Source organism: Bacillus methanolicus (assembly GCF_028888695.1).
Taxonomy (GTDB): domain Bacteria; phylum Bacillota; class Bacilli; order Bacillales; family Cytobacillaceae; genus Bacillus_Z; species Bacillus_Z methanolicus_B.
On record NZ_PNFF01000002.1, the window covers coordinates 18,838 to 40,241 of the forward strand.

A 21,404-nucleotide genomic window follows, 5' to 3' on the forward strand; every position below is an offset into this window, starting at 1 on the left:
TCTCCTTTAACGTTTGTCTATTTTTGACGTAAAATAATCTCCAATAAATTGGATAATAAATACGATAATTAAAATGATAACTGTTGCCATAAAGGTTACATCAAATCGATTGCGCTGGAATCCTTCCAGATAAGCAAGGTTTCCAAGTCCGCCGGCACCGATTACGCCTGCCATTGCTGTGTAGCTGACTAACGCAATGGCCGTAACCGTTATCCCGGATACGAGAGCAGGCATCGATTCAGGAAGCAGAACTTTCCATATGATAGTACTTGTTTTCGCTCCCATCGATTTCGCCGCTTCGATCACGCCTTTGTCAATTTCCCGAAGGCCAATTTCCACCATTCGTGCATAAAACGGAGCTGCCCCAATAATTAGCGCCGGCAGTGCCGCATTTTCCCCAATCATCGTTCCGACAATCAATTTTGTAAATGGAATCAACAAAACAATCAAAATGATAAACGGAATAGAGCGAAAAATATTGACAAATGCACTGGTGACCGTATTAATAGCTTTGTTTTCCCATAAATTCCCTTTTGAAGTAAGGAAAAGCAATAATCCGAGAATGACTCCCAATATGAAAGTTGCCAAAACGGAAATAGCTGTCATGTAGAGCGTTTCGAATGTTGCTTCCCACATTTTCTCCCAGTTAACGTTTGGCAGCAATGTTTCAAGCATGATTGATCACCTCCACTCCAACTTGCAGTGAGCGGATATAATCAACCGCTTTTGTTATCTCTTCATCTTCACCATCTATGTGAATAAATAAAGTGCCATAAGACCCGTTTTGGGTTTGCGAAATTTTGCCCTGCAAAATATTCGCCGTAACCTGGTAATTACGTATAAGGTTTGTCATAAGCGGCTGTTGAGCAGCATCCCCGACAAACGTCAGCTTGACTACTTGTCCATGCGGATAGCTATCAAGCAAGTGCTGAACGGTTTCTTTTGTTTCCTCAGGTTCTGTAACCTGTTGAACAAACCTCTTTGTAATCGGCTGCTGAGGGTTCTTAAATACTTCCAGGACAGATCCGAGTTCAACGACTTTGCCGCCTTCCATGACCGCAACGCGATGGCATATTTTTCTGATGACATGCATTTCATGCGTAATCAGGACGATGGTTAAACCTAACCGCTTATTTATATCCACAAGCAATTCAAGAATGGAATCGGTTGTTTGCGGATCCAATGCAGATGTTGCTTCATCACACAAAAGGACTTTTGGATTGTTGGCAAGTGCCCTGGCAATACCAACTCTTTGCTTTTGTCCGCCGCTGAGCTGAGAAGGGTATGCATCTTCTCTTCCTTCAAGCCCGACAAGCTTTATTAACTCATCCACGCGTTTAAGCCGTTCTGTTCGATTGACTCCTGCAATTTCAAGGGGAAATGCGATATTTTCGCGAACGGTGCGAGACCAAAGCAAGTTGAAGTGTTGGAAAATCATGCCGATTTCGTGGCGGGCTTTTCGCAGCTCACTCCCTCTGATTTTTGAAACTTCCCTGCCCGCTACTGTGATGGAACCTTCTGTCGGAATTTCAAGACCGTTCAGCATCCGGATTAATGTACTTTTACCGGCGCCGCTATAGCCAATGACTCCAAAGATCTCTCCTTCTTTTATCTCTAGGTTGACATTATCAACCGCTTTCACTTGGCCGTGTTTGGAAGGATAAATCTTTTTCACGTTTTTTATTGTAATCAAATGATTCACCTTCTTTATATCCGAGTTAACACATAGATCGTTATCATTTTGTAATCTCAGGCTGCTTATTGGTGTTTCAACTTATATTTCAACAGGAGACGGAAATTCATTCGGCATTTCCGCTGCTCGCCCTGTTCGGATTATATAAAAAGCCTTTCTGCACATGAGCAGAAAGGCTTTATCATTATCTATCCTTTCTCTCATCTTTCAAAGCTTATGCTTTGTGTGAATTGGCACCATTTCACTGCATAAATGGCAGTGACGGTTGCCGGGTTTCATAGGGCACATCCCTCCACCTCTCTTGATAAGAGCGAAACATCATTCTCTATTCAATTAATAATTTAATAGATTTAAGCAACAATTAATTACAAACGTTATCCTATCACGGATATAAAAAGGTGTCAATGACATATTTTTGCATTATTATTTGTTGATTATAAGTCATTTTTTGAATTTCTAAGCTTTTGCGGAGAGTGATGTAATACCTGTAGCCGCTTCAATTGCCTGCTCAAGGTCTTCAATTAAGTCATCCACATGCTCGATGCCGACTGAAAGACGAATGAGATCCTCAGGAACCCCGGCAGCTTTTAATCCTTCAGCATCTAACTGCTGATGAGTAGTGCTTGCCGGATGGATGATTAAACTTTTTGCATCTCCGACATTGGCAACATGCGCCCAAAGTGTTAGAGAATTGATCAGTTTGGCGCCGGCCTCCCGTCCTCCTTCGATTCCGAAAACAACGATTGAGCCAGCTCCTTTTGGCAAATACTTTTCTGCAAGAGCTTTATCAGGATGGCTTTCATGTCCTGGATACAAAATCCATTTTACAGCCGGATGGTTTTCCAAATAGCTGACGATTTTTTGTGCGTTTGCAACGTGTTCTTTCATCCGCACATGGAGCGTCTCCAGACCCAAAGTGAATTGGAAAGCATTTTGCGGGCTTAATGCCGGGCCCAAATCTCTAAGAAGCTGAACACGGGCTTTTACAATATAAGCGAGAGGACCAAGCGCCTCACTGTAAACAATATTATGATAGCTTGGATCCGGTTCAGTGAAACCAGGGAATTTTGGTGAATTCCAATTGAATTTTCCGCCATCGACAATAATTCCGCCTAATGTTGTTCCATTTCCTACAATCCATTTTGTTGCAGAATGGATGACAATATCGGCTCCATGCTCGATTGGACGGCAAAGGTATGGGGTGGCAAATGTATTATCAATTATCAACGGAATTCCCGCTTCATGGGCAATATTTGCAACTTTTTCAATGTCCAGCACTCTTAAAGAAGGGTTCCCGATTGTTTCAGCAAAAACAGCCTTTGTTTTTTCCGTAATAGCCTTGCGGAAATTTTCCGGATCGGTAGAATCAACCAACTTAACATTGATGCCATATTTCGGAAGCGTAACAGTAAATAGGTTGTACGTTCCTCCATATAGATTGGAAGCTGCTACAATTTCGTCTCCTGCTTCAGCAATATTTAAGATAGCGAGAGTGATGGCAGTCTGTCCGCTGGCAAGTGCCAACGCGCCAACACCGCCTTCAAGCAATGCAACCCTCTCTTCGAATACTGTGACAGTTGGATTGTGAATCCGTGTATAAATATAGCCAGGCTCTTTTAATGCAAATAGATTTGCAGCATGTTCCGTATTCTTAAATTGATAAGCGTTATTTTGATAGATTGGCACAGCTCTTGCCCCTGTTACCGGATCAGGAGATAACCCCCCGTGAACTCCTAATGTTTCAAGGCGATAATTCTTTTGTTTTTCTGTCATCATCAACTCTCCTTAAAATTAATGAAAATTTTTTCAAAATATAGATAAAAAAACCCTCTTCCATAAGAAGAGGGGTCTTGATCATCTCTTCTTATCTTTCAGAGCGGCTGCTCTGCTGGAATTAGCACCGTGTATAAAACCGGTTGCCGGGCTTCATTGGGCCAGTCCCTCCGCCGCTCTAGATAAGATTATAATTTTTTCCGTCAAACTAGTTAGAATATTTAAAATGATATTATCATCTTTTATTCTCATAGTCAACTAATATTATCCTTTTAGTAAGAAATTAATTTCAGCATTAATATATTCCTTGTTATTTGTTAATACCTCTATCACACGTTCGACATTAAAAATAACAATACCGATCATTTCCCGAGAAATATGTCAAATCATACAACTTCACGATTATTCTAGTTTTATTTAGTCTAAAAAAAAAAATGAACCAGGATTAAAACACCTGATTCTTCATTAACTTAATGTCGTTTTAATTTTATCCAATAAATAAGGAACAGAACGAAGAGCATAGATTTTTTCCATCAATTCCCCATCTTTTACCAAAAGTAAACACGGCACACTTTCAATTGAAAGCTCTTTTGCAAGATCGGGCATATAATTTAAATCCGCTTTACCGAAGGGAATCAACGGCAGTAATTCTGAAACAACTTCAAGCATCTTTCCTCCAACCTGGCATGTTCCGCATAAAGGAGTATAAAAATAGATCGCTGCTGTTTTTTTATCTTTCACTGAATTTTTTATATCTTGCTGTGTCCATTCCTTCATCTTAAAAATAATCATCCTTTTTTAAATAATGGGTGTGAACATCAATGTTCGCTCCTAATAGTACGGTTGCTAAATGATGTTCCGGCGCAGTCGCTACTTCCCTGTACATCCTGTCAATGTATAAATGTTCAGCGTTAGGAAATTCCCTTTTTAATAGCTTGCGCAGCTTTTCACCTGCTTCATCTGAATCAACAAGTATATAAACATCCTTTTCAAAAAGGAGATCAATCCATTCATCAAGCTTTGTCATACTGATTGTTCCATTTGTGCAAAAAATTTCAACAGGCTCCTTTACAATGCTTTTGACTTTTCTTTTATCAGATTTTCCTTCAACAATTAAGACTTTCTCAATTTTTTCTTCGATCATCTTTATCACCTGTGAATAGAGTAATATTCTTACATCACCATATTCAGTTTTCGTTCTTTTTGTGTAATCTCCTCCATTGCAGATAACTCTATTGTTACTTATTTTTAGAATGATTGCAAAAGACAAGCCTTGGAAATACGTTTGTAAAAATCATGAAAAAAACGCCTTGAAACTTCAAGGCGCTTTCAAAATTAATCTTCTTTTATCATTTCTTCATATTGTTCAGCTGTCATTAAGTTGTCGACTTCACTTATATCAGATGGTTCGATTACAATCATCCATGCTTTTTCATACGGAGATTCATTTACAAATTCAGGGTTGTCATTCAATTCTTCATTTACTTCTACAACCGTGCCGCTAATCGGCGCATATAATTCGGAAACAGTTTTTACAGATTCGACGCTACCAAATGGCTCATCGGCAGTCACTTTGTCTCCTACTTCAGGAAGTTCAACGAAAACAATGTCGCCGAGTTCTGACTGTGCAAAGTCAGTGATTCCTACGCGCACCTTGTCCCCTTCTACTTTTACCCACTCGTGCTCTTCAGAATAACGCAACTCTTTTGGTGTATTCATATGATAATCCCTCCAAAATTAATTCATATTCCATAATCGAATAATAACAATTATTCACCTATGTTTGCCAATAAAAACTAATATCTTCAATATTTTCTTATGATAACCACATTTTTTCAAATTCTTCTTCTTTAAAACCAACTGTTACTTTATTGCCGTCGGTTACAATGGGACGTTTGATTAACATGCCGTCTGAAGCTAACAAATCAAGCAGTTCGTCTCGTGAGGCCGTTTTTATTTTGTCCTTTAAGCCTAATTCACGATATTTTTGACCGCTTGTATTAAAAAACTTTTTCAACTCAAGTCCGCTTTTTTCGATCATTTCTTCTAATTCCGCACGTGAAGGAGGAGTTTCTGCAATATGTATTTCTTTAAAGGCTATATTATGGGCTTCAAGCCACTTTTTCGCCTTCCTGCAAGTGCCGCATTTTGGATACCAATAAAAAGCTAATGCCATTCATCCACCACCCAATGTTATCTTATCCAAAAATTAATCGGTCAATGTCATAGTACCATAATAGTTGTAAATTTCCTAACATTGAGTGACATTCTTCTAATTTTTCCTGCAGTAAAATTTACAAAGAAAAAGCTCCCTCGTGAAGAGAAGGGAGCCACTTGTATTACACGATATAACGTTCTGCTTCAATTAATTTGTCTGCAGCTTCACGTTTTTTGGCAATTACATTAATTGGTGTATGTCGGGTGAATTTACGCAGTGCAGAAAGGAGCATGCGGAGCGTATCACCCTGTTCAGCTGCAACAATCGTTTCTTTCGCATGTTGTTCAATTTCATTGAACGCTTCCTGACAAAAAATTTGCGTATAAAGAAGCTTTTGTTTGCTCTTTTCTAAGCCGAATTTATCAATCGCTTTTTCTGTACGCAATACAGCTGATTCCATTGCGTACACATTTGATACAATATCAGCAATATTAACAAGGATCTCCTGTTCTTTTTCAAGGGCTTTGCCATATTTTTGTACTGCAAGGCCTGCAGCAAGCAAGCCGATTTTTTTCGCATTTTTCACTAAGTATTTTTCTTGTGCAAGCGGCTCATTTCCTGGTTCTTCCGGCATTAGCATTATTAATTCTTCCTGAATGGATTGTGCCTTCTGAAGAAGCGGAAGTTCGCCTTTCATTGCTTTGCGAAGAAATGTTCCTGGAACAAGAAGACGATTGATTTCGTTAGTTCCTTCAAAAATGCGGTTGATCCGGGAATCACGGTAAATTCTTTCAATCTCATATTCCGCCATGAAACCGTACCCGCCGTGGATTTGAACTCCTTCGTCAGCAATATAATCAAGGACTTCTGTTGCAAAAAATTTATTTAGAGAGCACTCGATCGCATATTCAGCAATCGACTTTGCTGCTTCTAAACCTTCTTTTATTTGTTGATCCGTTAATTTGTTCATGCGCTCCTCAAACAAACCAACTGTGCGGTAAACGGAGCTTTCAGCAGCATACAGCTTGGAAGCCATCGTGCCCAGTTTTTCTTTTGTTAAGTTAAATTGTGCAATTGGTGTTTTAAACTGCCGTCGCTGATTTGCATATTGAACAGTTATTTCAAATGCACGCTTCGAACCTCCCACTGCACCAACTCCAAGTTTATAGCGTCCAATATTCAAGATATTAAATGCAATGACATGCCCTTTTCCCGGTTCACCGAGAAGGTTTTCTTTCGGTACAAGAGCATCTTGCAGAATTAATGTCCGGGTAGAGGAACTTTTAATCCCCATTTTCTTTTCTTCTGCGCCTGTTGAAACGCCGGGGAATTCTCTTTCTACGATGAAGGCAGTGAAATGCTCGCCGTCAATTTTTGCGTAAACGATAAATACATCTGCAAAGCCGGCATTTGTAATCCATTGTTTTTCACCGTTTAACACATAGTGAGTGCCTTCTGCATTTAATTTTGCTGTCGTTTTGGCACCAAGTGCATCAGAGCCAGAGCCCGGTTCTGTTAAGGCGTAGGCCGCAATCTTTTCACCTGTTGCCAGAAGCGGCAAGTATTTTTGCTTTTGTTCTTCATTTCCGAAAAGGACAATTGGAAGAGAGCCGATTCCAACATGTGCACCGTGGGAAATGGAGAAACCGCCGGCACGAGACATTTTCTCCGCGATGAGAGCTGAACTTATTTTATCAAGCCCGAGACCACCGTATTCTTCAGGTACGTCTGCACCTAATAACCCTAATTCCCCTGCTTGCTTTAATAATTTTACAGATCGGTCAAACTCATGGTTTTCCAAGTGTTCAATTTCAGGAACAACTTCATTCACAACGTAATCTTCTGTTGTCTTTGCAATCATTTTTTGTTCATCGTTGAAATCTTCAGGAGTGAAGACTTGATGAGATGAAATATCTTCAATTAAAAAGCTTCCGCCTTTTACTAAGCTTTCTGTATCGTACGACATTTTATTTTTCCTCCATTCATTATTTAGAATGAACACCTGCGGATCTCCCAATTATGTGATTACAGCAATTCGAAAACTCCGGCTGCCCCCATACCGCCGCCGATACACATTGTTACAACACCAAATTGTTCATTTCTTCTTCTTAATTCATGAATAAGCGAAAGAGTCAGCTTTGCTCCCGTACATCCAAGCGGATGGCCGAGGGCAATTGCACCGCCGTTCACGTTGACTTTTTCTTCATCGAGTCCAAGTTCACGAATGATCTGCAACGATTGTGATGCAAATGCTTCGTTTAATTCGAATAAGCTGATGTCTGATAATTGCAATCCGGCGAGTTTTAACGCTTTAGGAATGGCTACTACAGGTCCGATTCCCATTATTTCCGGAGGCACGCCGCCGACAGCAAATGATCTGAATTTGGCCAGAGGCTTTAAGCCGATTGATTCGGCTTTTTCACGGTCCATTACCATAACTGCCGCAGCTCCATCACTTGTTTGCGACGCATTTCCCGCTGTAACAGTCCCGTTAACGGAGAATACAGGTCGAAGTGTTGCCAGCTTTTCCAAATTTGTATCCAAGCGGACACCTTCATCTGTCGTAAACTTGATCGTTTTCTCAACTAACTTATTGTTTTTATCAACGGACCTTATCGTTACATCGACCGGAACAATTTCTTCTTCAAATTTGCCTTCCTGAATGGCTTTTGCCGCTTTTTGATGGCTTCTCACTGCAAAAGCATCTTGGTCTTCACGAGAAATTCCGTATTTTTTTGCCACCTCTTCCGCTGTATGACCCATGCCCATATAATATTCCGGTGCTGTTTCTGCAAGCCTGGCATTAGGGCGCACAACATGGCCCATCATCGGAACCATGCTCATTGATTCTACTCCTCCGGCAATAATGGTGTCAGAGAAGCCAACCATGATCCTTTCAGCTGCATAAGCGATCGATTGGAGGCCCGATGCACAATAGCGGTTGATGGTAATGGCAGGCACCGTATGAGGAAGGCCTGCCAGAGCCCCGATATTTCTAGCCACATTCATTCCCTGTTCTGCCTCAGGCATGGCACATCCAATAATCAAATCGTCGATATTTCCTTGATAATTGCCGGCGCGTTTTATCGTTTCTTTCACAACCAGCGCGCCTAAATCGTCAGGACGTACATTGGCAAGCGTTCCCTTTTTCGCCTTCCCAACCGGAGTACGTGCACCGGCCACGATTACCGCTTCTCTCATTTCGTTCCCTCTCTTTCTAAAAATGTAGAGAATTCTATGTTTTTATTAATCTATTAAACTCAATGTTATTTAGTTGCGAAGTGGTTTGCCTTTGAGAAGCATATGCTGCATTCTGGCTTGTGATTTTGGTTCTCCGACAAGGCTTAGGAATGCTTCTCTTTCGAGATCAAGCAAGTACTCTTCATCCACTTCTGTTCCAAACGGCACTTTTCCTCCGGCAATGACATATGCAAGTTTTTTCGCTATTTTCAAATCATGCTCTGAAATATAGCCCGAGTAGTACATTGACTGTGCACCGAGAAGCATTGTTGCATAACCGGTTTCTCCAACAACCGGGATTTTTTTTCGAACAGGCGGTTTATAGCCTTTTTCATAAAGCGCCAGTACAGCCTGCTTCGCTTCATACAGAAGATGATCGCCGTTAATGCTTATTCCGTCTGTTTGCTTTAGGAAATAGTTTTCGCGTGCTTCTTCCCCGGAAGTCGACACTTTCGCCATTGCAATCGTTTCAAATACTTTATTCGCAACCTTTTGCAAATCAATATCAATGCCGCTTGGAAGACTTTCAAGATGCTTAATATAAAGCTCTTTATTTCCGCCTCCGCCCGGAATAAGACCTACTCCAACTTCAACGAGACCCATGTATGTTTCTGATGAAGCCTGTATATGAGCTGCAGGCAAGCATATTTCTGCCCCTCCGCCAAGTGTCATACCAAATGGCGCCGCTACTACCGGCTTATTGGAATATTTAATCTTCATTGCAGCCTTCTGGAAATTGCGGACAACCATTTCAAGTTCAAAAAGATTGTCATCCTGAGCTTCCATAAGGATCATTGCCAGGTTGGCACCGACACAGAAGTTTTTCCCTTGATTTCCGATGACAAGACCTTTATAATTCTTTTCAACTTCATCAATCGCGAAATTGATCATTTGAAGAATATCAAGGCCGATGGCATTATTTGGAGAATGAAACTCAAGAAGCGCTACACCATCGCCAAGGTCTATCAAACTTGCACCGCTGTTCTTTTTAATGACACTCTTTTGTTTCTTAAGAAGATGAAGGTTGATTACTTTTGGATTCTCTTCTAAAAGCTTATATTCGCCGTTATGGTAGAAGTAAACCTTTCCGTCTTCTTCCTTATAGAAAGAACTGTACCCTTTTTCCACCACGTCTTTTACCCAAACAGGCACTTCTGTTCCTGAAGCTTCAAGCTTTTTCAATGATTTTTCAAGACCGATCGCATCCCACGTTTCAAACGGACCCAGTTCCCAACCAAATCCCCCCTTCATGGCTCTGTCAATTGCGACAATATCATCGGCGATTGTTCCAAGCAGCTCAGCAGCATAAACAAGAACCGGGCTAATAATATTCCATAACAAGCTTCCGGCACGATCATCAGCATATATAAGCGCTTTCATTTTGTTAGCAGTACCTTTTTCCTGTTTGCTCATTTCGGTAGCGGCTGTTGTTAATTTATTGCGCGGGCCGTATTCCAATGTTTTTGGATCCAATTCCAAAATTTCTTTGCCTTTCTTCAAGAAAAAGCCTTGACCGGACTTGCTTCCAAGCCAGCCTTTATTGAGCATTTCTTTCATGAAGGCAGGCACTTCAAATATTTCTTTTTCTTTGCCTTCAACTTGCTCATAAACGTTATTTGCGACATGGACAAACGTATCAAGTCCTACAACATCAAGAGTCCGGAAAGTGGCGCTTTTCGGACGGCCGATTAGCGGACCAGTAACGGAATCGACTTCTCCTACACTGTACCCGCCTATAAGCATTTCCTGAACAGTAACAAGAAGGCCGTATGTGCCAATCCGGTTCGCAATAAAATTCGGCGTGTCTTTTGCTTCAACAACTCCTTTTCCGAGAACATCTTCCCCAAATCGCTTCATAAAAGCTAAAACTTCCGAGGCTGTATCTTTTGTAGGAATCACTTCAAGCAGCTTTAAGTACCGGGGAGGGTTAAAAAAGTGGGTACCGAGGAAATGTTTCCTGAAGTCTTCTGACCGCCCCTCCGCCATTGCCTCAACAGAAATGCCGGAAGTGTTGGTGCTGACAATGCTGCTCGGTTTCCGGTATTGGTCCACTTTTTCAAATACTTGCTTCTTAATATTTAAATTTTCAACAACCACTTCAATAATCCAGTCAACTTCGCTTAACCGCTTCATGTCATCTTCAAAGTTCCCTGCTTCGATTAGGGCAAGATTTTTTTTTGAAGTGAGCGGGGCCGGCTTTTGCTTCAACAATTTTTGGAGTGCGGAAGAGCTGATTCTGTTTCGGACCTGCTTATCTTCAAGGGTCAAGCCTTTTGCTTTTTCTTCTTCATTTAACTCGCGAGGCACAATATCCAGCAATAATGTAGGTATGCCGATGTTAGCCAGATGTGCTGCAATGCCTGATCCCATTACTCCTGATCCAAGAACCGCTGCTTTTTGAATACGTTCGATCAACTTTGTCTCCCCCTTCGACATTTTGAATGAATACTCATTCATTTTTTGTCAAAAAAAATTTACCCGCGAAAGAGTTTTACTACTTTAAATATAAAATATTTAAAAAATTTCCGCAATATTATAAACAGAAAAACAAAAATTTTTAGAAAAAATATTTTTTTGTTTTGATTTTAGTAAATGGGCATTCTAAAATTGAAGCTTGCAGTATTGGAGCTTTTTACTGACATAACCTTGGAAATCGGGGGTAAAAGCTATGGCGAAAAGGAAAAAGAATCCTTCTAAAGGAGGAGTCAGCGCTGCCAGCGTAAAAGGCAACGCAGATCCTACAGTTGAAATGGACGGCGGCGGAAAAGTCAACAGCCAAAATAATCAGTATAAAAAATAGAATTGAGGCTGACCCAAAACAATAAGCCAGACACTTATGGGTCAGCCTCTCTCATTTCCTGTGGAAAAGGGGCGGAGCTACGCTAACAAAGATAGAAATGGCAACTTATCTCTAGCAAGATACTTGTTTAGCTTTGTAAATATTTATAGCTTGGCTTCGCTCACACCGCCTTATTATGTTGGTTTTGTTTTATAATGAAAGCTATTTTCCATGTTAGGGTTGTAGTTTAAAACTTATACTCATTTCTTATTTTTTTAAGATTCCTTTTAATACAAACGCAACGTTTGCCGGACGTTCTGCAAGGCGGCGCATAAAATAGCCGTACCAATCAGTTCCATATGGAACATAGACGCGCATTTTGTAGCCTTCGTTTGCAAGTTCTAACTGCCTTTCAGGGCGAATTCCGTAAAGCATTTGAAACTCAAATTGGCTGTTCGGGATATTATGCTCTTTTACAAGCTGTTTTGTATATTCGATGATCGCATCATCGTGTGTTGCAACGGCTGTATAATTGCCATTCAGCAAATGCATTTTGATGATCTTTTTAAAATTTTCATCCACGTCTTTTTTATCCGGAAAAGCGACTTCCGGAGATTCTTTGTATGCCCCTTTAACAAGACGAAGATTTGGCGAGTATTGATTCAAGTCTTCTATATCCTGAACAGTACGGTACAAATAAGCCTGGATAACCGTTCCGACATTGTCGTATTCAGATTTTAACTCTTTAAAAATATCGATCGTTTTTTGACAGCGGGAGAAATCTTCCATATCAATAGTAACAAATACGCCATTTTCCTTTGCTGTATCAAGAATGCGGCGCATATTTCGCATAACAACTTCATCGGAAATATCCAATCCCATCGAAGTCATTTTTAAAGAAAGCTGAGAGTCTAACTTTTCCCGGCCGATTGCTTTTATTGCTTCAATCGAATTATCAGCCATTTCATTTGCTTCTCTTTCATTATCAACAAACTCACCTAGATAATCGATCGTAACAACTAAGCCTTTTTTGTTCAGGTCTTTAATGACATTCACTGCTTGTTCGATTGTTTCTCCAGCAACAAAACGAGAGGCACCAAAGCGCAAGCCATATTTTTTTGCAAGTTTTGTTAAGGTTTTATTCTTAGATAAAAAGAGAAAGAAATCTCTCATTGCTTGTTCCATAATCTACCTCCATCTGAAAACGATTACATTTTTTGAAATTCAATTCAAATATTTTTTTATTTGAAATTTCCTTCTTAAATATTATCACTTATTATGTTTTTTGAATATGATTTCGCAAGAAAAAGATCGAATTTTGTCGGATAAAATATTTTTATAGTATAACAATTATTGGGGGCTTTATGTGCGATTACGACTATATTGTGAAGCTTAATATAATGAAAAAAGAGGGCAGGAACCCTCTAATGCAAAAAATTCTATATATTTCCATTGTTAGATGGAGGCAGACCCCTTTTAGTCATTCTTTTTTGCACGATGGGCTTCATTTAACTGCTTAATTTCTCCGATGAGTTGTTTCATTTCTTCCTTTGCGTCCGGGTATAATTCGTTCCAATGCTTGGCAAGGGAAGGCATAGATTTAGCAATATGAGTGTATAATGCCCATATTTTTACCTTTTCTTTCAACTCATCATTCGTTTCACCGAGTAACAGTTCGGTATATTTGTTAAGCAATGCATCAAACTGCCCTTTAAATCTTTCTTCCAAAATGGTCCCCTCCTCAAATATGCTGCTTGCGTTTTTCCTGATATTTTTCTCGTAAAGCGCACTTTTTTAATTGTGCTTCTTCAAAATCAGTTAGTAGCGGATCCATGTAAAACCCCGTCCTCTTTTAAGATGCATCTTCCTTTTCCATACGGAATGCACAGCGGTGTTCCAAATAACGGATCCATTGTAACCTCGCAGTCCATGCCAAATACATTTTTGACAAGGCTGCAATTAATAACACTTTCCGGTTTTCCCTGGGCATAAATCTTTTGATCCTTAATGGCGACAATATTGTGCGCATAACGGCACGCTAAATTTAAATCATGAAGAACCATTACAATTGTTCGTTTTTCTGTTTCGTTTAATTCAAAAAGCAAATCCAAAATCTCAATTTGATGGGCCATATCCAAATAAGTTGTCGGCTCATCCAACAATATAATATCCGTATCCTGAGCAAGAGTCATAGCAATCCAGGCGCGCTGACGCTGTCCGCCTGATAACGAATCGACAGTCCGGTCTTTTAAATGCTCTAAACCGGTTGCTCTTAACGCATTTCTTACCTTTGTTTCATCTTCGATTGTCCACTGTTTCAACCAAGATTGATATGGATACCTGCCTTGTTTCACCAACTGAAGAACTGTGAGGCCTTCAGGTGCTGACGGTGATTGCGGAAGAATTGCCATTCTCTTTGCTACCTCTTTTGTTGATAATTTCGATATGGCCTCCCCTTCAAGCAAAACGGCGCCTGATTTTGGTTTAAGAAGCCGGGCAATGGAATGCAGCAGTGTCGATTTTCCACAGCCGTTCCCTCCGATAAAAACAGTGATCTCACCCTTTGGAATTTTAAGGTCAAGTTCATTTATAATAATGGTTTCTCCGTATGAAAGTGTCAGCTTATTTGTTACAATCGCTTGCACCATTAATACCCGCTCCTTTACTATTTTTTCTTCAAACCTAAGAATCCCTTGTCTTAAACAATAAATATATAAAATACGGCGCCCCGATACTCGCTGTGAAGACACCGGCAGGTATTTCAAGTGGTGAAAACCAGTTGCGGCCCACTAAATCTGCAAGCATGACCATAATTCCGCCTAAAAGTGCCGATACCGGCAACAATGCTCCAAAGGCTGAGCCAACAAGCCTCCTTGCCATATGAGGTGCCATTAAACCGACAAAGCCGATTCCCCCTGCAAAAGCGACAGAACTGCCAATCAAACCTGTGCTGATCATCAGTAAAGTAAATCGCTGTCTTTGAACATGGCCCCCTAGACCGGTTGCGACATCATCGCCAAGCTCTTGGATATTAATATGCCTTGCATAAATAAAGGCTATTATGAGAAGAAGGACAGTCCATGGAACGAGAACTCCAACGCTTTTCCAGCTTGATCCGTAGACGGTTCCTGTAATCCAAATATTAGCCTGGCTCGTCTGGTAAATAGGGCCTAAAATCATCAATAAGGTTGTTAAAGCCTTCATCAGTGTCATGATTCCAATTCCAATAAGAACGAGCCTTACAGATGAAACCCCGTTTTTCCATGATAAGAAATAAACGAGAAAAGCAACGACAGCAGCTCCGCAGAATGCGGCTGCCGGCAGCCAACTAATGCTAACTGTCAAAGCATGGTTTTTATCACTAAAAACAGCTAAAAAACTGACAACTGCAACAGAAGCTCCCCCGGTTATTCCCAGGATGTCAGGAGATGCAAGCGGGTTTCGGACCATGCCCTGCAAAATTCCACCTGCGACTGAAAGCCCCATCCCGGCCATTAATGCAACGATGATTCTCGGCAGCCGGAATGACTGGATCACGAGGCGGTCCATTTCAGATCCTCCTCCGAACAACACTTGCAAAACAGTCAGAGGACTGATCTTCATCTCTCCTGTTCCTATGCTTAAAACAAAAACGAAAGCTGCCGTAAACAACAATCCGAAGAAAACAATCAGCCCTTTGTTATCGATTAAATATGATATTTTCCCTTTAAATATTCGAAGTTTTATATATTGTTTCATCGCCCATTGAACCCCTTTCTGGCAATATAAATAAAAAATGGGGTTCCTATAATGGCTGTCATGACACCGACCGGAACTTCCCGGGGCATCAAAATATATCTGGATGCAATGTCGGCTGCTATCAATAGCACTCCGCCCAGGACTCCTGAAAAAGGGATTACCCAGCGATGGTCAATTCCTACGATAAATCGGGTAAGATGCGGAACGATCATTCCTATAAATCCAATAGGTCCTGCAACGGCAACAGCCCCTCCTGAAAGAAGAATGACGATCATCCCAATGCCTATTTTTAAGAGCACTGTATTTAAACCAAGACCTTTTGCCACATCTTCTCCCATAGATAAAACATTCAATTTTGCTGCTATAAACAGCGAAGCTATCCAGCCAGCAGCTAAATATGGAAGAATAGCAATTAAATTTTCCATCTTTCTACCGGAAACGGATCCTGCAAGCCAAAATAACACTTGTTCTAAGGCGGCTTCATTTAACACGAGAAGACCCTGGGTAAAAGAAGAAAACATTGCCGTCATTGCGGCACCAGCTAGTGTCAGTTTCATCGGAGTTAATCCTTCCCGGCCAATGGAACCAACCAAATAAACACTTATAGTAGCTAAAGCTGCTCCCAAGAAAGAAAGCCACGTGAAAAAATGAAGATTCCCGATGCTTAACATCGTTACGCCAATTACGACCGCAACTCCGGCTCCTGCATTTACACCGAAAATATCCGGCGATGCAAGCGGATTTTTTGTTAACGTTTGCATTAAGACTCCTGAAATGGCTAAACTCGCTCCAACGGCAGCCGCAATGAATGCACGAGGAACTCTTGCCGATTGAATGACAAGATGTTCGTTTGATCCATTAAAGTTGGTAAATGCGTCAATAGCCATTTTCCAAGTTGTATCCGTATACCCGTATACAATGCTCGCACACATTAACAAAAACAGCAAAACAATGGCAATCAAAAACCCCATCCATTTTTGTCCTGTCTGTTTCAACAACATAGTCAAAACCTTCCAACCTGTTTATTTATCTATAATCCTTTTTTTTCATGTTTCAGTCTATTGTAATCAATTAAATCTGTCAACGAATTTGAAAATCATTATCAATTATTTGTTGACATTAGGTTAAGAATCATTTTATGATAAATCTGTAAGTGATAATGATTATCATAATTATTTAGGAGGGATACATAAAGATGAAAAGTTTTAAATCAATATTAGCCATTATCTCATTATTCTTGGTCTTCCTTCTTGCCGCTTGCGGAAATAATACAGAAGATAAGGCAGCTGAGAAAAAAGGAGACGGCAAGAAAGAAGATACAAGCTATACCATTGAACACGCAATGGGAACAACAAAGATTGATAAAACACCGAAAAGAGTCGTCGTTCTTACAAACGAAGGCACAGAAGCATTACTGGCTCTAGGAGTAAAACCGATTGGTGCTGTTCAATCTTGGCTAGGAGACCCTTGGTACGATCATATTAAAAATGATATGGATGGAGTCGAAGTTGTAGGGGTTGAACATGAAGTAAATTTGGAAAAAATTGCAGCTTTGAAACCTGATTTAATTATTGGAAACAAGTTGCGTCAAGAAGCTGTATACGATAAATTAAGTGCGATTGCTCCAACTGTTTTTTCAGAAACTCTCAGAGGAGATTGGAAAGAAAACTTTAAATTATATGCAAAAGCTTTAAACCTTGAAGAAAAAGGCAACGAAGTATTAAGCGAATTTGATGCACACGTGGCAGATGTAAAACAAAAACTAGGTGATAAAGTAAATCAAGAAGTTTCTGTTGTTCGTTTCATGGCCGGAACTGCTCGTATTTATTACACAGATTCCTTTTCCGGGGTTATTTTTGATCAATTAGGATTTAAACGTGCAAAACACCAGGAAGAGCTTTTTACTGATGATAATAAGCTTGGAAAACTTGCAATAGAGGTTGGAAAAGAAGCCATTCCTAAAATGGACGGAGACATTCTTTTCTACTTCACATATGCGCCAAAAGGTGATCAAGAAGCCCTGAATACAGCAAAAGAATGGACGAGTGATCCCCTTTGGAAAAATCTGAATGCCGTTAAGAATGGAAATGCCCATGAGGTTAGTGACGCAATTTGGAATACTGCAGGCGGCGTTATAGCAGCTAACATAATGCTGGATGAACTTGAAGAAATTATGCTTAAAAAATAAAAATTGCTCTTGATTAAATTCCCCCTCATTAATAAGTGCAAAAAGAATTCGCATAAGCCAATGCGGATTCTTTTTTTTGTTGATTTATTCATAAAGATTCCAAAATCGGTAACAATATGTGTAATGCCAAAATGATGGTGATGAAAAATGAAAAAGTTGTTTAAAAGCAATCACAATAAAGAAAACTTTGAAAAAAATGATGAGCAAAAGGTTCTCATAAAGTCTTACGATTATAAAAAAACTTTTTACTACAATCAAAAAAATAACACTCGCTTTTCTTTGACGTTCATATCTACATTAATTGATGAAAACGTTCTTCACCAGTCTGTTCTCCCACATCTGCAGGAGAATGAATTCACAACTCTGGATGATATTAAAAAAATCATTCCAATTACAGATATGGAAATATCGGACGATCCGTCAATCATCGAACAAAAGCTTTTTAGCGGTTACGTCATGTTAACGATTGAAACGGAAGAAAAGCGTTTTGCCTTTATCGCTGCTCAAAAACAAATCGTCCGCAGCATTACACAGCCCGAGGTTGAGTTCAGTGTCATCGGACCGAAAGAAGCATTTGTTGAATCAATTGACCAAAACCTTAATTTAATTCGCAAAAGAATGCCTGTAAAAGAACTTGTGATTGAGTCTGTTTCCGTTGGCACCATTTCAAAAACGAAAGTCGCCATCCTTTATCTGGACGGAATTACAGATCCGCAAATCGTAAATACAGTTAGGCAGCGCATTCAGGATATAGAATATGACCAGATTACGGACAGTTCTTATATTGTTCAGCTTATTGCGGACAACGTACATTCTCCCTTTCCGCAGATGCTTGATACGGAACGGCCGGACCGGATTGCAGCCATTCTGGCCGAAGGGAAAATTGCCGTAGTCGTAGACGGATCTCCGCATGTATTAATTGCACCAACGACGATTGTTGAATTTTTCAGTGCATTTGAAGATTACAATATACTTTGGCATTCTGCATCTTTTTTCCGAATGCTGCGCTTGTTTTCAGTTGGCTTCTCAATATTAGTAACACCGATATATGTAGCAGCCTTAACATATCACTATGAATTAATTCCAAAGGATCTATTAACTACGTTAATTAGCTCGAGAAGGGTTGTTCCCCTCCCTCCAATTTTAGAAGCACTTTTATTGGAATTAGTCATTGAACTCCTGCGGGAAGCAGGAGCCCGGCTCCCGACAAAAGTCGGCCAGACTATTGGTATCGTAGGCGGAATCGTAATCGGAACGGCTTCTGTTGAGGCCGGGCTTACAAGTAATATCCTTTTAATAATGGTAGCCCTTTCTGCCCTTGCTTCTTTCACTACTCCGGTTTACAAAATGGGAAATTCAATCAGACTCTTGCGTTTCCCTTTTATGTTCTTTGCTCAGCTCTGGGGCCTGGTTGGAATTGTATTTTGTTTTTGTATTTTGTTGACCCATTCAATCAGACTTACTTCTTTAGGACGGCCATTTTTAGAGCCGTTGTATCCTCCGAGACTGGAGGACTTAAAGGACGCATTAATTCGCCTGCCTTTTGATAAACAGCGTATGCGTCCGGAATATTTAAGAACCGAGCAGCCTGTCCGCTTCGGAAAAAAAGCAAAAACAGTAAAAAAAGATATTGACGAATAATGACTGGAGGTGAACCGCCATACAGCAGCCATCCATTCCTGAACGGCTTCAAATTTCCCCTTTTCTCGTTTTTTATGTGATTATAGCGATGCAATTCGGGATTGGTATATTAGGATATCAGCAATTCATTGCCGAAGGGGCAGGCTATGATGCCTGGATTTCCGTGTTAATTGCCGGTCTCAGCCTTCATGTGATTCTTTGGATGATATACAAAATTTGCGAGTCTGTGAACGGGGATATCGTTTCTGCCCATATATTTGTTTTTGGCAATATCCTTGGGAAAGCAATCAGTTCCTTGATTATTTTCTATTATTCTGCTTATGCCATTTCTGTAGTAAGGTCATATACTGAAATTATTCAAGTATGGATATTCCATGAATTAAGTGTGTTTTGGTTCTCTTTAGCCATAATTCTCCTTGTAATTTATATTATATTTGGCGGTTTCCGAACGATTGTCGGCATAGCTTTTTTCAGCATTGTTATACCTTCCTATCTAATCTTTATATTTGCATTCGCTTTTAAATATACCAATTTCAATAATCTACTTCCCATTTTTGACCATTCGCAAAAAGAGTTTGCTATTAGTGCAAAAAATATGTCATTAAGCTATTTAGGATTTGAAATCATTCTACTCTGTTACCCTTTCATTAAAGAACCGGAAAAATCAAAAAAGTGGGCACATCTTGGTGTATTGTTTACCACTTTGTTTTATACCGGTTTGGCTGTTCTTACATTCGCCTTTTTTTCCGAAGAAATGCTTAAAAGGACCATTTGGCCATCTTTACAAATGTGGAGAATTGTAGAATTGCCATTTGTTGAAAGAGTGGAATATGTAGGGATTGCGAGCTGGCTTTTGATTATTCTTCCTAACATTAGTTTGTCGATTTGGATTGCAAGCAGGTTAATAAAACGAATAGTCAATCTCAAACAAAAGATCAGCGTGCTTCTTATCGCAATCCTTTGTTTAATTATTTCCGTTTCTTTTCAGACAAGAGAAGAAATAAAGTTACTTGATGAATATATCGCCAAAGCAGGCTTTTGGTTTGTATATGTATATATTCCCCTTCTGTTTACGGCCGTCTTAATTGCAAAGAAGGTGAAAGGCAAATGAGAATAAAGAACATTTCATGTTTTATACTTTGTTTTCTTTTTTTATCAGGCTGTGTAAATACAGAAATCGTTGATGATGTCAGTTTTAAACTTGCAAGTGGCTATGATTATGTAAATGAGAAGGAAATGCGCGGGACATTTTTAGTGCCTGAATTCTTGCCTGATAAGACTATTAAAAATGTTACATATTCTGCAGTTTCATCTGGACCATTTGAAATTACTAAAGAGATACAGAGGCAAGTTTCAGACCCGATTGTCCGTGGGAGCCTTGAAGGGATCCTTTTTGGGAATGAGCTCGCCAAAAAAGGGATTAAAGATCTCCTCGATTCTTTTGAAAGAGATGCAAGTATTGGGGGAACACTTCATTTAGGGATAACGGAAGGGGACGCTAAAGATGTTCTTGAAGGGGAATTCGGTACAAGAGGAAACGCGGTTTACCTGGATCGCATGTTTAAACACAATATGGATCACCAAGATCTGCCTGAATCCAATTTAAAGATTTTCTTATCGGATTATTATCAAAAAGGCAAAGACGGTTACCTGCCTCTATTAAAAAAAATTAATAAAAAAAGGGTCAAAATTAACGGGCTCTGCTTATTCAAAGAGGACAAAGTAGTCGATGAGCTTTCCGTTGATAAATTATTTTTCTTTAAATTGATGACCGATCAATATGCTGAAGGTACCTATAAAGTTGAAATCAACGGCAAAAAAGCTTCGATTGAAAGTATTTCATCAAAGTATAAGATGAAATTTGCTGGAAGAAATCCATATAAAATAAAACTAAACATAAAATTAAAAGGTGAAATAACAGATTATACTGGTAAAAATTTAACCATGAAAATAAAAGATAACATTGAAAAAACAATGGAAAAAGACATAAACGAACAATGCTCAAAGTTAATATCCAGGTTTCAAGAAAAAAGCATTGACCCTCTCGGATTTGGAGCATTTGTCAAAAGCAGGACAAGAAACTTTGATTTTGCAAAATGGGAAGATGAATACCAAAATCTTACAGTCGATGTAAATTCAGAAATTAATTTGATCGAAGAAGGAGTTATTGAATAAGTGCAGCGAAGGGGGCCCC

Annotated in this window: 20 protein-coding genes and 2 riboswitches; of the genes, 5 read left to right on the plus strand and 15 right to left on the minus strand. The window is 39.7% G+C overall.

Annotation, left to right across the window (positions count from 1 at the left end; translation table 11 throughout):
* Positions 1-6: 6 nt before the first annotated feature.
* The 10 genes from C0966_RS11855 to C0966_RS11900 all read right to left on the minus strand — a co-directional run bounded on the left by C0966_RS11855 (position 7) and on the right by C0966_RS11900 (position 11,279).
* Positions 7-675 carry a methionine ABC transporter permease gene (locus tag C0966_RS11855; RefSeq protein WP_274855811.1) on the minus strand — a complete coding sequence of 223 codons (669 nt, stop codon included), beginning with the start codon at positions 673-675 and terminating at the stop codon, positions 7-9.
* Positions 668-1,693 carry a methionine ABC transporter ATP-binding protein gene (locus C0966_RS11860; RefSeq protein WP_274855813.1) on the minus strand — a complete coding sequence of 342 codons (1,026 nt, stop codon included), beginning with the start codon at positions 1,691-1,693 and terminating at the stop codon, positions 668-670. Before C0966_RS11860 ends, C0966_RS11855 begins: the two co-directional genes overlap by 8 nt.
* Positions 1,694-1,890: 197 nt before the next feature.
* A riboswitch (SAM riboswitch) is annotated at positions 1,891-2,004 on the minus strand.
* Positions 2,005-2,149: 145 nt separating this feature from the next.
* Positions 2,150-3,466, minus strand: coding sequence for an O-acetylhomoserine aminocarboxypropyltransferase/cysteine synthase family protein (locus tag C0966_RS11865; protein WP_274855814.1), 1,317 nt, complete (start codon positions 3,464-3,466; stop codon positions 2,150-2,152).
* 88 nt (positions 3,467-3,554) lie between these two features.
* A riboswitch (SAM riboswitch) is annotated at positions 3,555-3,655 on the minus strand.
* A gap of 276 nt (positions 3,656-3,931) precedes the next feature.
* The gene (locus C0966_RS11870) at positions 3,932-4,243 is read right to left on the minus strand and encodes a thioredoxin family protein (RefSeq protein ID WP_274855815.1); all 312 of its coding nucleotides are present in this window, start codon (positions 4,241-4,243) and stop codon (positions 3,932-3,934) included.
* A 1-nt stretch (position 4,244) separates the two neighbouring features.
* A complete protein-coding gene (locus C0966_RS11875) occupies positions 4,245-4,610 on the minus strand; it encodes a toprim domain-containing protein (RefSeq protein WP_003352149.1) in 366 nt (121 codons plus the stop codon).
* A 191-nt stretch (positions 4,611-4,801) separates the two neighbouring features.
* Positions 4,802-5,185, minus strand: coding sequence for a glycine cleavage system protein GcvH (gene gcvH / locus C0966_RS11880; RefSeq protein WP_274855819.1), 384 nt, complete (start codon positions 5,183-5,185; stop codon positions 4,802-4,804).
* A 97-nt stretch (positions 5,186-5,282) separates the two neighbouring features.
* Entirely contained in the window at positions 5,283-5,642 is a 360-nt protein-coding gene (locus C0966_RS11885; protein WP_274855822.1) for an arsenate reductase family protein, read from the minus strand.
* Between the two features lie 163 nt (positions 5,643-5,805).
* Positions 5,806-7,590, minus strand: coding sequence for an acyl-CoA dehydrogenase family protein (locus C0966_RS11890; protein WP_274855824.1), 1,785 nt, complete (start codon positions 7,588-7,590; stop codon positions 5,806-5,808).
* Positions 7,591-7,649: 59 nt separating this feature from the next.
* The gene (locus tag C0966_RS11895) at positions 7,650-8,825 is read right to left on the minus strand and encodes an acetyl-CoA C-acetyltransferase (protein ID WP_274855825.1); all 1,176 of its coding nucleotides are present in this window, start codon (positions 8,823-8,825) and stop codon (positions 7,650-7,652) included.
* 69 nt (positions 8,826-8,894) lie between these two features.
* Complete coding sequence (locus C0966_RS11900; protein WP_274855827.1) at positions 8,895-11,279, minus strand: 3-hydroxyacyl-CoA dehydrogenase/enoyl-CoA hydratase family protein; 2,385 nt, start codon at positions 11,277-11,279, stop codon at positions 8,895-8,897.
* Positions 11,280-11,532: 253 nt separating this feature from the next.
* On the opposite strand from C0966_RS11900, the gene C0966_RS11905 reads away from it, so the two are divergent.
* Entirely contained in the window at positions 11,533-11,664 is a 132-nt protein-coding gene (locus C0966_RS11905; protein WP_274855829.1) for a YuzL family protein, read from the plus strand.
* A gap of 246 nt (positions 11,665-11,910) precedes the next feature.
* On the opposite strand, the gene C0966_RS11910 is transcribed toward C0966_RS11905, so the two are convergent.
* The 5 genes from C0966_RS11910 to C0966_RS11930 form a co-directional block, all read right to left on the minus strand.
* The gene (locus tag C0966_RS11910; protein WP_274855831.1) at positions 11,911-12,828 is read right to left on the minus strand and encodes a proline dehydrogenase; all 918 of its coding nucleotides are present in this window, start codon (positions 12,826-12,828) and stop codon (positions 11,911-11,913) included.
* A gap of 291 nt (positions 12,829-13,119) precedes the next feature.
* Complete coding sequence (locus tag C0966_RS11915; RefSeq protein ID WP_274855834.1) at positions 13,120-13,371, minus strand: YusU family protein; 252 nt, start codon at positions 13,369-13,371, stop codon at positions 13,120-13,122.
* An 86-nt stretch (positions 13,372-13,457) separates the two neighbouring features.
* On the minus strand, positions 13,458-14,291 hold the full coding sequence (locus tag C0966_RS11920; RefSeq protein ID WP_274855836.1) for an ABC transporter ATP-binding protein: 834 nt from the start codon (positions 14,289-14,291) through the stop codon (positions 13,458-13,460).
* Positions 14,292-14,325: 34 nt separating this feature from the next.
* Complete coding sequence (locus C0966_RS11925; protein WP_274855838.1) at positions 14,326-15,381, minus strand: FecCD family ABC transporter permease; 1,056 nt, start codon at positions 15,379-15,381, stop codon at positions 14,326-14,328.
* Positions 15,378-16,382 (minus strand): FecCD family ABC transporter permease, encoded by a 1,005-nt coding sequence (locus C0966_RS11930; RefSeq protein WP_274855840.1) that lies wholly within the window; start codon positions 16,380-16,382, stop codon positions 15,378-15,380. The genes C0966_RS11925 and C0966_RS11930 overlap by 4 nt, the downstream gene beginning before the upstream one ends.
* A gap of 194 nt (positions 16,383-16,576) precedes the next feature.
* Between C0966_RS11930 and C0966_RS11935 the strand changes: the two genes are divergently transcribed.
* The 4 genes from C0966_RS11935 to C0966_RS11950 all read left to right on the plus strand — a co-directional run bounded on the left by C0966_RS11935 (position 16,577) and on the right by C0966_RS11950 (position 21,385).
* Positions 16,577-17,569, plus strand: coding sequence for an ABC transporter substrate-binding protein (locus C0966_RS11935; RefSeq protein ID WP_274855841.1), 993 nt, complete (start codon positions 16,577-16,579; stop codon positions 17,567-17,569).
* 147 nt (positions 17,570-17,716) lie between these two features.
* The gene (locus tag C0966_RS11940; RefSeq protein ID WP_274855843.1) at positions 17,717-19,210 is read left to right on the plus strand and encodes a spore germination protein; all 1,494 of its coding nucleotides are present in this window, start codon (positions 17,717-17,719) and stop codon (positions 19,208-19,210) included.
* A gap of 52 nt (positions 19,211-19,262) precedes the next feature.
* Positions 19,263-20,321, plus strand: a complete 1,059-nt coding sequence (locus C0966_RS11945) for a GerAB/ArcD/ProY family transporter (protein ID WP_342456746.1) — start codon at positions 19,263-19,265, stop codon at positions 20,319-20,321.
* Entirely contained in the window at positions 20,318-21,385 is a 1,068-nt protein-coding gene (locus C0966_RS11950; RefSeq protein WP_274855845.1) for a Ger(x)C family spore germination protein, read from the plus strand. The genes C0966_RS11945 and C0966_RS11950 overlap by 4 nt, the downstream gene beginning before the upstream one ends.
* The last annotated feature ends 19 nt before the right edge of the window (positions 21,386-21,404 follow it).

What these genes read in the sequence shown, in the direction of transcription:
- C0966_RS11855 (WP_274855811.1), bottom strand. Translation starts at nt 675, where the DNA reads ATGCTTGAAACATTGCTGCCAAACGTTAACTGGGAGAAAATGTGGGAA.
- C0966_RS11865 (WP_274855814.1), bottom strand. Translation starts at nt 3,466, where the DNA reads ATGACAGAAAAACAAAAGAATTATCGCCTTGAAACATTAGGAGTTCAC.
- C0966_RS11870 (WP_274855815.1), bottom strand. Translation starts at nt 4,243, where the DNA reads ATGAAGGAATGGACACAGCAAGATATAAAAAATTCAGTGAAAGATAAA.
- C0966_RS11875 (WP_003352149.1), bottom strand. Translation starts at nt 4,610, where the DNA reads ATGATCGAAGAAAAAATTGAGAAAGTCTTAATTGTTGAAGGAAAATCT.
- gcvH (WP_274855819.1), bottom strand. Translation starts at nt 5,185, where the DNA reads ATGAATACACCAAAAGAGTTGCGTTATTCTGAAGAGCACGAGTGGGTA.
- C0966_RS11885 (WP_274855822.1), bottom strand. Translation starts at nt 5,642, where the DNA reads ATGGCATTAGCTTTTTATTGGTATCCAAAATGCGGCACTTGCAGGAAG.
- C0966_RS11890 (WP_274855824.1), bottom strand. Translation starts at nt 7,590, where the DNA reads ATGTCGTACGATACAGAAAGCTTAGTAAAAGGCGGAAGCTTTTTAATT.
- C0966_RS11895 (WP_274855825.1), bottom strand. Translation starts at nt 8,825, where the DNA reads ATGAGAGAAGCGGTAATCGTGGCCGGTGCACGTACTCCGGTTGGGAAG.
- C0966_RS11905 (WP_274855829.1), top strand. Translation starts at nt 11,533, where the DNA reads ATGGCGAAAAGGAAAAAGAATCCTTCTAAAGGAGGAGTCAGCGCTGCC.
- C0966_RS11910 (WP_274855831.1), bottom strand. Translation starts at nt 12,828, where the DNA reads ATGGAACAAGCAATGAGAGATTTCTTTCTCTTTTTATCTAAGAATAAA.
- C0966_RS11920 (WP_274855836.1), bottom strand. Translation starts at nt 14,291, where the DNA reads ATGGTGCAAGCGATTGTAACAAATAAGCTGACACTTTCATACGGAGAA.
- C0966_RS11925 (WP_274855838.1), bottom strand. Translation starts at nt 15,381, where the DNA reads ATGAAACAATATATAAAACTTCGAATATTTAAAGGGAAAATATCATAT.
- C0966_RS11930 (WP_274855840.1), bottom strand. Translation starts at nt 16,382, where the DNA reads ATGTTGTTGAAACAGACAGGACAAAAATGGATGGGGTTTTTGATTGCC.
- C0966_RS11935 (WP_274855841.1), top strand. Translation starts at nt 16,577, where the DNA reads ATGAAAAGTTTTAAATCAATATTAGCCATTATCTCATTATTCTTGGTC.
- C0966_RS11940 (WP_274855843.1), top strand. Translation starts at nt 17,717, where the DNA reads ATGAAAAAGTTGTTTAAAAGCAATCACAATAAAGAAAACTTTGAAAAA.
- C0966_RS11950 (WP_274855845.1), top strand. Translation starts at nt 20,318, where the DNA reads ATGAGAATAAAGAACATTTCATGTTTTATACTTTGTTTTCTTTTTTTA.